This window comes from Streptomyces sp. SL06 (assembly GCF_058244745.1).
The window spans coordinates 4,517,865-4,530,087 of record NZ_JBSYOT010000002.1 but is presented as its reverse complement, the minus strand read 5'-3'; the positions used below and the strand labels follow the sequence as shown (position 1 = coordinate 4,530,087).

Below are 12,223 nucleotides of genomic sequence, written 5' to 3'. Positions count from 1 at the left end.
AGCGGACTCCGGCAGGCTTCAGCAGGCGGGAACGTCGCCCTTGCCGCTCTCCAGGGCCCTGAGCGAGTCGACCGCGCCCTTGAGGGTGGTGACGGGGATCAGCCGGAGCCCCTTCGGCAGTTCGGCCCGCGCGTCCGAGCACTCCGCCTTCGGTACGAGGAAGACGGTGGCTCCGTCCCGCCGCGCGGCCTGCGTCTTGAGCGGCACCCCGCCGACGGCGCCGACCTTGCCGCCGTCGGTGATGGTCCCGGTCCCGGCGATGACCCTGCCCCCGGTGAGATCACCGGCGCCGAGCTTGTCCACGATGCCGAGCGAGAACAGCAGCCCGGCGCTGGGCCCGCCAACGTCCTCCAGCCGCAGCCGAACGTCGATGTCCTTGCCGTCGAGGTGCAGATGGTCCAGTGCCGCCGTGGTGGCCGAGTCCTGCGACTCCTTCATCTGCTCCTGGTTGTACTCCTCGATCTCGCTCACGTCGTCGCCGCTCGGGTACACGGCGTCGCGCGGCATGACGGCCCGTTCGGTGTCGAACCAACCGCTGAGCACGTCCCCGAGACGGATACTCGCGTCGGGCCCGGTCGCCTCGATCGTGGTCATCCGCAACTGCCCACTGGTGTCGTGCGTCGGCGCCCCCTTGATCGTGATCACCGGGGCGCCCTGGTTCTGCCCCAGCACGTCCGCCGTCAGCCCCGGCTGCGCCACGGAGAACGGCAGGGGCGCGAACACGGCGGTCACGAGCAGCGCCACGACGGGAAGCGCGCACACGGCGAGGAACTGGGGACGCGTGAGACGAGAGAGCACGGGCTCAATCTAGCGCGAGCGCGCTTGCGCCCCTGTCGCGGGCAGCCGTACCGCTGCCTCGCCCCGACGCCGCTTCCCGGGATCGGGGGCACCGCGTGACGGCTGCGCCGGGATCTCCCGCACGCACTGCCAGGAGGTCACCGCAGCGCCTCCGCCACCTCCCGTGCCGCGTGCATCACGCGTTCGCCCACGCGTTCCGGGACGACGTCCGACAGCATGACCACGCCCACACTGCCCTCCACCCCCGTCACCCCGAGCAGCGGCGCCGCCGCCCCGCAGGCACCGGCCTCCAGTTCGCCGTGGGTCAGGGTGTATCCGGGCGGCTCCGTCGTGCCGTCGGCGGGCTGTGGGGGCCGGCGGGCGGAGAGTATGGCCTTGCCCGCGGCTCCCTGGCCCAGGGGATGGCGGAAACCCGCGCGGTAGGCCACGTGGTAGTCCGTCCAGGTCGGCTCGACGACTGCCACGGCCAGGGCCTCGGCACCGTCCACCAGGGTCAGATGGGCCGTCGCCCCGATGTCCTCGGCCAGCGAGCGCAGGGCCGGCATGGCCGCCTCGCGGACCAGTGGGTGCACCTGGCGGCCCAGGCCGAGGACGCCGAGTCCGACCCGGGCGCGGCCACCCAGGTCCCGGCGTACGAGTGCGTGCTGCTCCAGCGTGGCGAGCAACCGGTACACGACGGTCCGGTTCACGCCCAGCTTGTGGGACAGCTCGGTCACGGTCAGCCCGTGGTCCGTATCGGCCAGCAGCTTGAGGACCCGCAGTCCCCGGTCGAGCGTCTGAGAGGTCTCCGCGGTCACGACGCCCACTCCTTAGTGGTGAGGTCGGCGGCCCCCTCGCGGCGGATGCGTCACCGAGTCCCGTCCGTGACGTGCTTCAGAGGCCCCCGATCGGCTGACGGCCCGGCCTTGTGCCCGGACCCAGTCGCTTCACGGCTGCGCTCCGCGGCGGCGCTGCCACGGGGCGTGTGCGTAGCGGGACAGTAACTACCAGGTCCGCTCAGCGGAAGGCTCCGTCCAGAATCCGGGCGCCAACCGTTATCGAGTGTCGGCATTCGTCCCGATATGTTCCGCCGGTACGGACAGGAAACCCACAGCCCCGTGCCCCACTTTTTCACTTCATGCGGGTAGCCCACTCCTGCACCTTGGCGATCCGCTGGCGCAGTTGTCCGCCGGTGGCCTCGGCGCTGGGCGGGCCGCCGCACACGCGGCGCAGTTCGGTGTGGATCACGCCGTGCGGCTTGCCGCTCTGGTGGGCGTAGGCGCCGACCATGCTGTTGAGCTGCTTGCGCAGCTCCATCAGCTCCTTGTGGGAGACGACCGGGCGCCGGTCGGCGGGCAGTTCGAGCAGGTCGGCCTCGTCGTCGGGCTTCTTGCGGCTGTGCGCGATCTGGCGGGCCTGCCGCTTCTGGAGAAGCATCTGCACCTGGTCGGGCTCCAGCAGGCCCGGGATGCCCAGGTAGTCCTGCTCCTCATCGCTGCCGGGGTGGGCCTGCATGCCGAACTCGGCGCCGTTGTACATCACCCGGTCGAAGACGGCCTCGGACTCCAGCGCCTCGAAGGAGAACTGCTCCTGTTCGCCGGTGTCCTCGTCCTGCTCCCGGTTCGCCTCGTCCATCTCCTTCTCGGACTCGGCGTAGGGGTCCTCCTCGCCCGCCTTCTTGGGCTTGTCGAGGACGTGGTCGCGCTCGCGCTCCATCTCGCCCGCGAAGCCGAGCAGGTCGGGCACGGTCGGCAGGAAGACGGACGCCGTCTCGCCGCGCCGCCTGGACCGTACGAAGCGGCCGACGGCCTGGGCGAAGAAGAGGGGGGTGGAGATGGTGGTGGCGTACACGCCGACCGCCAGACGCGGCACGTCGACGCCCTCGGACACCATGCGGACGGCGACCATCCAGCGGTCGGTGCTGCCGCTGAAGTCGTCGATGTTCTTGGAGGCGCCGGTGTCGTCGGACAGCACGACGGTGGCCTTGCTGCCGGTGATCTCGCGGATCAGCTTGGCGTAGGCGCGGGCGGAGTCCTGGTCGGCGGCGATGACGAGGGCGCCGGCGTCCGGGACGGCCTTCCTGACCTCCGTGAGCCGCTGGTCGGCGGCGCGCAGCACGGCGGGCATCCACTCGCCGCGCGGGTCGAGCGCGGTGCGCCAGGCCTGGCTGACGGCGTCCTTGGTCATGGGCTCGCCGAGGCGCGCCGCGATCTCGTCGCCCGCCTTCGTGCGCCAGCGCATGTTGCCGCTGTAGCTCATGAAGATGACGGGGCGCACGACGCCGTCGGCGAGCGCGGAGCCGTATCCGTAGGTGTAGTCGGCGGCGGAGCGGCGGATGCCGTCGTCGCCCTCCTCGTACGCCACGAAGGGGATCGGGTTGGTGTCCGAGCGAAACGGCGTGCCGGTCAGCGCGAGGCGCCGCGTGGCCGGCTCGAACGCCTCCAGGCAGGCCTCGCCCCAGGACTTGGAGTCACCGGCGTGGTGGATCTCGTCGAGGATGACGAGGGTCTTGCGCTGCTCGACGCGGTTGCGGTGCAGCATGGGGCGTACGCCGACGCCCGCGTAGGTGATGGCGATGCCCTGGTACTCGCGGCTGAGCGGGCCCGCGCTGTACTCGGGGTCCAGCCTGATCCCTATCCGCGCGGCGGCCTCCGCCCACTGCTTCTTCAGGTGCTCGGTCGGCGCGACGACGGTCACCTGCTGCACGACGTGGTGGTGCAGCAGCCAGGACGCGAGCGTCAGGGCGAAGGTCGTCTTTCCGGCGCCGGGGGTGGCGACCGCCAGGAAGTCCCGGGGCTGGTCCTGGAGATACTTCTCCATCGCCCCCTCCTGCCAGGCCCGCAGCTTGCCGGCGGTGCCCCAGGGGGCACGGCCCGGGAAGGCCGGGGACAGGTGGTGCGAGGTGCTGGAGCTGGCGGTGGTAGTCACGGTCTCCGAAGGGGGTAGAACGGCTCGGCCACGTATGACAACCGGGCCACCCTACCGGCGCCCCACCCCGACCGAAGCGCGCCCCGGGGTGGGTCACCCCCGGGTGGGACGGACGTCACAGTGGGCGCGCGAACCACGGCAACCGGGTGGGGGGCTACGGCGGCCCGGAGCCTGGCGACCCGACGGCCCGCACCAGAGGCAGGGCACCCGAGAGATGTGCCCAGGCAGTGGGCAGCTCGCCCAGTGATCCAGCCTTGACCGGCCCCGCCCGTCCGCACCCGCCCCATGCGGACGGGCGGGACTTCGCTCGGTCGTGTCACAACTCGGCGCCGCCGACTGGGCAGCAGGCGTTCGTCCGGCCGGGGTCGAACCTGTTACGCATGTCGGGCTCCTGACCTCGTCGTGATGGTGTGACCAGTGGTGCTGAGCGCTTCCCGCGTGACAGTCGGCGGGGAGAGTCAGAGCTTACGCACGTACGCCTTCGCGCCGCTGTGGAAGACGAGGGTCATCCCCTGGTCGTCGCCTCGGTCCTCGCGGATGGACCAGCGTTCGATGCGGGCGATCTCCGGGGACTCGGCACGGCCGATGGCAGCGGCGAGCCAGCCCTCCGGGTTGTCGCCCACCGCGTCCGTCCACGCGGCCGGTGCTCCCTCGACAGGCGCCTCGGCGTGACCGTGGCGCTCTCCCTCGGCGAGCTGGCCGATGATCTGCCAGCGAGCCTCGCCGTCGGCCGTCGTGACCGCGACGCCGTACGGGTGCTTGGTGTCGCCGGCCTCGGCCAGAGTCCGCACCTGCACGACTCCGGGGGTGTTCTTCAGAGTGTCGAGGACGGATGCCCGACGGTATGGGTGGACCCGGAGGCCGGCGACCTGCTGATCCAGGGGTACGACGCCGACGAGGAGACAACGGCGACGTGCGACGCGCTGTCCCCGGCCAGGGCCCCGATTCCGGACGGCGAGTCCGTCATCCGGGTTCCGAAGCGGATGATCCCGATCATCAGGAAGGCGTGCGATGAACTCGATGCCTGAGTTCAGCGAACTCATCGCACGCTGTCAGCACAGCGCCGTCCACCTGGAGACGCGGGACGTTCTACTACAGCAACCCGCGCTTCGAGGCCTGGCTGCGAGGGGAGCGCACCGACTGGGACGACAAGGCCTCCTGGTGGCGTCCCTACCACCAGAACATCGCGGACGCCGTCAGCCGTGGCGTCACCGTACGGCGCGCCCGCGTCGTCTCCGAACCGGTCACGGACTACATCCGCTGGGAGCATTACCAGACCCGCGCCAACACCGAGGCGGGTGAGGTGGTGCGCTGGCTGCCCCGCCGCACGGCAACGGCCGTGCTCCTGCCGGCCAACGACTTCTGGATCTTCGACAACCGTCTGATCCGTATCCACCACTTCTCCGGAGACGGAGAATGGATCGCCAAGGAACCGTGCGAGGAGCCGAGCGTGGTCGACTTGTACTCAACCGCGTTCGAGAATGTCTGGGACCACGCCATCGCCCACGACACCTACGAGGTCGAGTAAACACGTCATGCGTCCCTCCCCCACGTCCAGCGTGCAGGAAGCACGCGCGGTCCTCGCAGGCCGCCTGCGCGAGCTGCGCCTGGACGCGGGCATCACCGGCAGGGAACTCGCCGCGCGCTGCGGCTGGTCCGTCGCCAAGACATCCCGTATCGAGAACGCCAACACGCCTCCGTCGGACGCGGACATCAGGGCCTGGTGCTCGGCGTGCGGGGCCGAACACCAGGCGGCGGACCTCGTCGCGGCCAATCGGCAGGCCGACTCCATGTACGTCCAGTGGAAGCGGCTCCAGCGCAGCGGCATGCGCCATCTCCAGGAGGCCTCCGCTCCCCTGTACGAGCGCACTCGGGTCTTCCGCGTGTACGCCTCGCACGTCATCCCCGGATACCTGCAAACCCCCGGCTACGCCACCGCGCTGATGCGCACCATCGCGGACTTCCGCGGCACCCCCGACGACGTGGCCGAAGCCGTCGACGCACGCATGCGCCGCTCCCACGTCGTCCACGAGGGAGACCACCGCTTCGCCACCCTCATCGAGGAGAACGTGCTGCGGCACCGGGTGGGGGACACGGAGGTGATGGCCGGCCAGCTCGGCAGTCTCCTGGCCGCCATGAGCCTGCCGCGTATGTCGCTGGGCATCATCCCCGCCTCGGCGTCCCGCGAGGGCATCATGTGGCCACTCGAACAGTTCACGGTCTTCGACGACACACGCATCCACGTCGAGCTGCTCGCGGCGAAGGTGACCGTGACCGCCCCGGGCGAACTCGACATCTACCTCCGGGCGTTCGCCAGGCTCACCGACGTCGCCGTGTACGGGGCCGAGGCGCGCGCCGTCATCCTCCGGGTCATCGAGTCCCTGCGCTGACGCGGTGCGCGCGCGAGCCCTCGTTCGTGAACGGCGTGTGGCAGTCGCGTTGCGGAGGCTCCGGATGTCTTGAGCCTCTCCCCCGCGCCGATCTACGGTCGAGTCAACGAGTTCGGGACCGTCTCGGCCCCAGCTCGTGACACGGCCGTGTGCCCGAGTGGTTGAGGGGCTCGCCTGCAAAGCGAGTTACGCGGGTTCGATCCCCGCCACGGCCTCCAGTCGCGCCGTGCGGCGCAGTGCCCAGAGGGTGAGGGCGAGGGCGGTGACGTCCGGCGTCAGGGGGCGCGGGGCGGTGTCGGGGGTTCGCCAGGTCAGGATCGCGCCCGTCGTGCCGTCGAGCACCACGTGATGGCCGTCCGTCAGCCGGCCCAGGCGTATGAGGTGGTCCGCGCGGTCGGGCGTCCGGTGTTCGGGGAACTCGCCGCAGTACTCGGCCAGCGTCGGCAGCGCCAGGTCGTCCGGGTCACCGTCCCGGCGGAAGGGGTGGGCATCCTCCGGCAGGCCCGTCTCCCGCAGGAAGCGGCGGGTGGGTTCGTGCCGCAGGGTCCTCGGGAAGTCCACGTCCTCGAAGCGCGTCACCCCGCGCCGGCCGAAGTCCCGGTCCAGGAACCGGGCCGGCAGCTCCCGCGACGGCCCCGGCGCGGTGCGGTGGCCCGCCGTCAGCAGCAGGCAGCCCATCAGCGTGGACGTGTTCCACAGCGACGGCCCCTCGCACGCCCCCGGTGCGCGCCGTGCGGCGCCGCGCGGCCACCGCGGGTCCTCGAACGAGGTCGCCAGACGGACCCGGGTCACCAGCGACGGCGCCGCCGGGCACACCGTGGTCGTCGTCTCGTCCATGACTGCGTGCATGTTCTCCCCCGAGAATGTGTGCCTGCCCGTGCGCGGGCGGCCGCCGTTCCCACTCCTGCGGAGCCTACGCGCCACCACTGACAACGCCTCAGCGCGCGCACCCCGCCCACCCCTCAAGACGCGCCGGACACCCCCGCCCGTTGCCTCGCGCGGCTCAGTTCCCGGTGACCACCGCGGCCTGCGGCCGGATCGGGAGCCGGTTGACCGGGCGTCCCGTGGCCGCGCGCACGGCGGAGGCGACGGCCGCGGGGGAGGCCACGACCGGCACCGCGCTGACCGCCTTGGCGCCGAAGGGCGCGACCACGTCGCGTTCCTCGACGAGTTTCACGATCCGGATGTCCGGGGTGTCCAGCGCGGTCGGCAGGGCGTAGCCGGTCAGGTCGGGGTGGCGGATCAGGCCCCGCGGGGTGCGCAGGTTCTCCGTGAGCGCGATGCCGACGCCCTGCGTCACGCCCGCCTCGATACGCGCGGTGAGCTGGGCCGGGTTGAGCACGCGGCCCACGTCCTGGGCGACGGCCAGCTCCACCACCCGTACCGAGCCGATCTCGATGTCGACGTCCACCACCGCGCGGATCGCGCAGAAGGCCATGCCGACGAAGGCGTCACCCTGCCCGGCCTCGTCCAGCGGCTCGGTCGGGTGCGGACGGCACTGGGCGGTGGCCCACAGTTCCTTGCCGTCCAGCGCCTCGGTGACCGTGGTCGAGAGCACACCGTCGTACGAGGTGATCTTGCCGTCGGCGATCTGGAGCAGCTCGGTGGACATCCCGAACTGGTGCGCGAGGGGCTGGAGGAGCTGGGTGCGGACCATCTTGGCCGCCCGTTCCACCGCGCCGCCCGACACCCAGGTGTGGCGGCCCCGGCATCCCGGGCCGGCCGAGGGCTGGTCGGTGTCGACCGGGGCCACCCGCACCTCCTCGACGCCGAGGGTGTCCTGCACGATCTGCCGGGCCAGCGTGGTGAAGCCCTGGCCGGTCTCGACGGCCGCGCACAGCACCGTCGCCACGCCGTCCTGGACCTTCACGGTGGCCGTGGAGACCTCGTCGGCGCCCTCGGCACCGAGCATGTGCACCATGCCGATGCCGTAGCCCACGCCCCGGCGCACCGCGCCCGGTTCGCCCGCGCCCTCGGGGCCGCCGGGCAGCAGCCACTCGTCCTCGGGCGTGTCCTTGGGCAGCGGAGGCAGCGGGAAGTCCCGTACCGCCTGGAGGAGTTCGGCGACCGGGGCCGGGCAGGTGACCGTCTGGCCGGTGGGGAGCACGTCGCCCGTGGCCAGCACATTGCGCAGCCGTACCTCGGCCGGGTCCAGGCCCAGCTTCTTGGCGACCTTGTCCATCTGCGCCTCGTAGGCGGCGCAGACCTGCATGGCGCCCTCGCCCCGGACGTGCCCGGAGGGCGGGTTGTTGGTGCGCACGGCCCAGCCCTCGATGAAGGCGTTCGGGACGACGTAGGGGCCGCAGGCGAAGGCCACCGCGGCGGCCAGGGCGTCGGAGGAGGTGTCGGCGTAGGCGCCCGCGTCGAGCAGGATCTGCGCCTCGACCTTGACCACCCGGCCCTCGGCGTCCGCGTGGTGGCGGTAGCGCAGGAGGGTGGGGTGGCGGTGGGTGTGGCCGAGGAAGGACTCCTCGCGCGTGGCGGTCAGTTTCACCGGGCAGCCGGTCTTCAGCGCCAGCATGCCGAGCGGCAGCTGGAAGCCCTGGTCCTCGCGGTCGGCGGTGGCGCCGGGCACCCCGGTGACGACGATCTTCACCTGCTCGGGCGCGAGGCCGTAGCACGCGGCGGCCGTGTCGCGGTCGCCGTGCGGGTCGGTGGAGGCCAGGTACAGCTCCACGCCGCCGTCGGGTCTCGGCACGGCGAGGCCCGCCTCGGCTCCTATGGGGGCCGGGTCCTGGCGGCCGATGCGGTACAGACCCTCGACGACGATGTCACCGGCGGCCTCCGGGTCGCCGTGCCGCAGCGGGATGTGCCGGATCAGATTGCCGTCCGGGTGCAGCGGCTCGGCCTCGAAGGCCTGCTCCGGGTCGGTCACCGGGTCGAGCACCTCGTACTCGACGATGACGGCGGCGGCGGCCATCCGCGCGGTGTCCGGGTGGTCGGCGGCGACGGCGGCGATGGGCTCGCCGTGGTGGCGTACGACCTCGGAGGCGAACACCGGGCGGTCGGCCCGGCCGCGTCCGTGCACCGGCGTGCCGGGCACGTCCTCGTGGGTGACCACCGCGCGGACGCCGGGCATCTCGCGCGCGTGGGTGGTGTCGATGGACACGATGCGCGCGTGCGGGTGCGGTGAGCGCAGGACGGCCGCCCACAGCAGGCCCTCGGCCCACAGGTCGGCGGCGTACGGGAAGGTGCCCTCGGTCTTGGCGCGGGCGTCGGCGGGCGGCAGGGACACGCCGAGGCCGTGCGGGATCGGGTCGGGGGCGGGGGCGGCCGCCTCGGCGGTTCCCGCGGCCTCCGCAGTCGCGGCGTCGTTGCTCACGCGTGGCCTCCGTCCCGGCCGTTGGGCTGGTCACCGTAGGTCTGGTCGCCGTAGGACCGGTCGTCGTAGGGCTCGCCGTGCGGGCCCCGGGAGTGCGGTCCCTGGGAGTGCGGTCCCTCGGCCGTCCCGGGCGGCCCCTGGGGCTCGAACGCCGACGGGTTGACGCCGCCCGCGCCCGGCCCCGCCTGGTGCGGGATGCGGGGCGGCTCGTCGGCGTCCGCGGCGTGCGCTTCGGCGGCATGCGCCTCGCGCTCGGCGACGACCTCCTTGACCGCCTCCAGGACGCCCCGGTAGCCGGAGCAGCGGCACAGGTTGCCGCACAGGGCCTGCCGGGCCTCCAACTCGGTCGGCGCCGGGTTGCCCTCCAGGAGGTTGTGCACGGTCATCGCCATGCCGGGCACGCAGAAGCCGCACTGCACCGCGCCGCGCCGGGCGAGCGCCCGCTGCACGTCGGACGGCCGTCCGTCGGCGGCCAGGCCCTCGACCGTACGCACCTCGCTGCCTGCCGCGGTCACGGCCGGGACCAGGCAGGAGGCGACCAGGCGTCCGTCGACCTGTACGTTGCACGCGCCGCACTCGCCCTGCGAGCAGCCGTCCTTGGCGCCCGCGAGGCCGAGCCGCTCGCGCAGCACGTACAGCAGCGACTCGCCGATCCAGGCGTCGGTGACGGGCCGGTCGGCGCCGTTGACGCGCAGCACGTAGGAGGCGAGGGGGTGTTCCTCGTGCGGTCCCTCGGGGGCCTGCTCCCCGGCGTCGGCATGGTCGGCGACCGGATCGGCGGCTGGGCCGACCGCCGCGCCGGCCGCCGGGTCGTCCCGGGGGGCGGTGCGGGGCTCGGCCCCCGGTCCGCGCTCGCCGTCCGGCGCGGATTCCCGCGCTGCTTCCCGCGTCGCGCCGGGCTCCTGCGCGGCGGCCGGTGCCGGGCCCGCCAGAGGCTCCTGGGCGGCCTTCGGGCGGGTTCCCGATGCAGAGTTCCCGATGGAGTCCGCCGAGGGCTCTGCGGGCCTCTCAGGGGCCTCCTCGGCCCCCTGGGGCTCCTCGGTCACCGTCGCGTCGGCCGGCCGTGCCGAGGAGACGGTCTCCGCGGCGCGCTCCGCCGGTGCCCCCGCGTACGGACCGGCACCGGCACCGGGCGCGGACGCAGCCCCGCCCGGCCGTTGTCCGCCGGCCGGTCCGGCGTCCGCCGCGCGGTCGTCCCACGGCTGGGCGGGCGGCTCGGCGGCCCACGGTGCGGAGGCGCCGCCGGGCAGGGTGGCCGGCGCGGCGCCGCCCCACTGCTCGGCCAGCGACGACGTGGTGAACTCGCCCGACTCGTCCGGCAGGTCCCCGTCGGCGACGGGGATGGACCACTGGCCGGTGACATCCTGGCCGGTCACGTCCTGGCCGGGCCCTGGTCCGGGCGCCGCGTCCGCGTTCCCGGGGAAGTCCCACTGGCCGGTGCCCTCGGGCCGGTGGGCGAACCGGTCGCCGTCGCCCCGCCCGGCGTTCGGGTCGTAGGGCGCGGCCCCGCCGTACGGGTCCCGCCCCGGGTAGGCGTCGTACCCCTGGTGCGCGCCGGGGTCCTGGTGACCGGTGTGTCCCTGCCCCGCCTCCGGGACGTGCCACTGGGTGCCGTCCACGGGTGCGGACGGCGCCGCCGGCATCGCCCAGGAGCCGTTGCCCGCCGGGTCGGCGCCGTCGGTCGGCGCAACCGTGATCTGCGGCGGCACATAGCCGTGTCCGGGCGCGGCGAGCGGGGTGTCCGCGGAGGCCAGGAGCGCTTCCACGCCGCCCTCGGGGAGCTTCACGAAGGCGGTGGCGCCGTCGTCGTACTCGCCCTGGGGCAGCGGGTCCCAGCGTCCTCCGCTCGGGGGCGTGCCCTCTCCGTGCTGGTCGTCGGTCACGACAGCGCCCTCCCCAGTGCTCGTCGGGCCAGCGCGGCGACGGTGCGCCGCAGGTGCAGTACGCCGGGCGGGAGCTGCGGTACGGAACCGTCCTCGGCCGGGGCCGCGTCGGGGATGCAGGCCGCGGCGACATACTCGCCGAAGCCGTGCAGGGCCTCGGGGACTATCGCGCGGCCGTTGTCCCAGTCGATGAGCGAGGCCACCCACTGCTCGGCCTCCAGGGGCCGCAGCGGCATCGGCGCGATGGCGCCGACGGCGCACCGCACCCCGCGCCTGGCGGGGTCGAGGACCAGCGACACGGAGGCCGTGGCGCGGCCGGGTCCGGTGCGGCCGGTCGCCTTCAGGAAGACCTGCGGCGCGTGCAGCAGCGGCACGCGCACATAGCCGATCAGCTCGCCCGCGCGGAGCATCTCCATGCCGGCCAGCAGGTGCGAGACCGGCACCTCGCGGCGGGCGCCGTCCTGGCCCGCGATGATCAGTGTTGCCTCAAGGGCGGCCAGCACCGGCAGCGCGTCCCCGGTGGGGGCGGCCGAGGCGATGTTGCCGCCCAAGGTGCCCGCGTTGCGGATCTGCGGCGGCCCGGCGGCGCGCGCGGCGGCGGCGAGCGCCGGGATGAGCGCGGCGAAGTCCGGGCGGCCCATGCGGGCGTGGGTGAGTCCCGCGCCGAGGAGCGCGTGCCCGTCCTGGTACTGCCAGCCGCGGATCTCGCTGATCCGGCCGAGGCCCACCAGCGCGGCGGGCCTGAGCTGGCCGGAGTTGACGGCGGTCATCAGGTCCGTGCCGCCCGCGACCGGAACGGCGGCGGGCATGGCGGTGAGCGCCGCCACGGCCTCGTCCAGTGTCGTGGGCAGCGTGACGGCCTGCGCCGCCCGCGGTGCGTGCGTGGTCAACCCGACTGCCCCTTCCCGCTGTCCCACCTGGTC

At 73.4% G+C, this 12,223-nt stretch carries 10 protein-coding genes, 1 tRNA gene and 1 pseudogene; 4 read left to right on the top strand and 8 right to left on the bottom strand.

The window, feature by feature from the left end; all coding sequences use genetic code 11:
• Positions 1–18 precede the first annotated feature (18 nt).
• From AC4IHM_RS20655 to AC4IHM_RS20640, 4 genes are all read right to left on the bottom strand, one after another.
• Entirely contained in the window at positions 19–798 is a 780-nt protein-coding gene (locus AC4IHM_RS20655; RefSeq protein WP_490868486.1) for a S16 family serine protease, read from the bottom strand.
• 137 nt (positions 799–935) lie between these two features.
• Positions 936–1,595, bottom strand: coding sequence for an IclR family transcriptional regulator (locus tag AC4IHM_RS20650; RefSeq protein ID WP_490868485.1), 660 nt, complete (start codon positions 1,593–1,595; stop codon positions 936–938).
• 313 nt (positions 1,596–1,908) lie between these two features.
• Positions 1,909–3,705, bottom strand: coding sequence for a DEAD/DEAH box helicase (locus AC4IHM_RS20645; RefSeq protein WP_490868484.1), 1,797 nt, complete (start codon positions 3,703–3,705; stop codon positions 1,909–1,911).
• Positions 3,706–4,163: 458 nt separating this feature from the next.
• Positions 4,164–4,502, bottom strand: a complete 339-nt coding sequence (locus AC4IHM_RS20640) for a hypothetical protein (RefSeq protein WP_490868483.1) — start codon at positions 4,500–4,502, stop codon at positions 4,164–4,166.
• A gap of 51 nt (positions 4,503–4,553) precedes the next feature.
• Here AC4IHM_RS20640 and AC4IHM_RS20635 point away from each other — a divergent pair, with 51 nt between their 5' ends.
• The 4 genes and pseudogenes from AC4IHM_RS20635 (at position 4,554) to AC4IHM_RS20620 (ending at position 6,313) form a co-directional block, all read left to right on the top strand.
• Positions 4,554–4,733 (top strand): hypothetical protein, encoded by a 180-nt coding sequence (locus tag AC4IHM_RS20635; RefSeq protein ID WP_490868482.1) that lies wholly within the window; start codon positions 4,554–4,556, stop codon positions 4,731–4,733.
• Positions 4,717–5,233: pseudogene (locus AC4IHM_RS20630) on the top strand (DUF6879 family protein). The gene AC4IHM_RS20635 and the pseudogene AC4IHM_RS20630 overlap by 17 nt, the downstream one beginning before the upstream one ends.
• 7 nt (positions 5,234–5,240) lie before the next feature.
• Positions 5,241–6,095, top strand: a complete 855-nt coding sequence (locus tag AC4IHM_RS20625) for a helix-turn-helix domain-containing protein (protein ID WP_490868481.1) — start codon at positions 5,241–5,243, stop codon at positions 6,093–6,095.
• 143 nt (positions 6,096–6,238) lie between these two features.
• Positions 6,239–6,313: transfer RNA gene (locus AC4IHM_RS20620), tRNA-Cys, on the top strand.
• Here AC4IHM_RS20620 and AC4IHM_RS20615 read toward each other — a convergent pair.
• The 4 genes from AC4IHM_RS20615 to AC4IHM_RS20600 form a co-directional block, all read right to left on the bottom strand.
• On the bottom strand, positions 6,282–6,944 hold the full coding sequence (locus tag AC4IHM_RS20615) for an SUKH-4 family immunity protein (RefSeq protein WP_490868480.1): 663 nt from the start codon (positions 6,942–6,944) through the stop codon (positions 6,282–6,284). The genes AC4IHM_RS20620 and AC4IHM_RS20615 overlap by 32 nt on opposite strands.
• A 154-nt stretch (positions 6,945–7,098) precedes the next feature.
• Positions 7,099–9,417 (bottom strand): xanthine dehydrogenase family protein molybdopterin-binding subunit, encoded by a 2,319-nt coding sequence (locus tag AC4IHM_RS20610; protein ID WP_490868479.1) that lies wholly within the window; start codon positions 9,415–9,417, stop codon positions 7,099–7,101.
• Complete coding sequence (locus AC4IHM_RS20605; RefSeq protein ID WP_490868478.1) at positions 9,414–11,300, bottom strand: (2Fe-2S)-binding protein; 1,887 nt, start codon at positions 11,298–11,300, stop codon at positions 9,414–9,416. Before AC4IHM_RS20605 ends, AC4IHM_RS20610 begins: the two co-directional genes overlap by 4 nt.
• Positions 11,297–12,190 carry an FAD binding domain-containing protein gene (locus AC4IHM_RS20600; RefSeq protein WP_490868477.1) on the bottom strand — a complete coding sequence of 298 codons (894 nt, stop codon included), beginning with the start codon at positions 12,188–12,190 and terminating at the stop codon, positions 11,297–11,299. Before AC4IHM_RS20600 ends, AC4IHM_RS20605 begins: the two co-directional genes overlap by 4 nt.
• Positions 12,191–12,223: the final 33 nt, after the last annotated feature.

Coding starts and splice junctions, on each gene's coding strand:
- AC4IHM_RS20625 (WP_490868481.1), top strand. CDS start 5,241: ATGCGTCCCTCCCCCACGTCCAGCGTGCAGGAAGCACGCGCGGTCCTC.
- AC4IHM_RS20615 (WP_490868480.1), bottom strand. CDS start 6,944: ATGCACGCAGTCATGGACGAGACGACGACCACGGTGTGCCCGGCGGCG.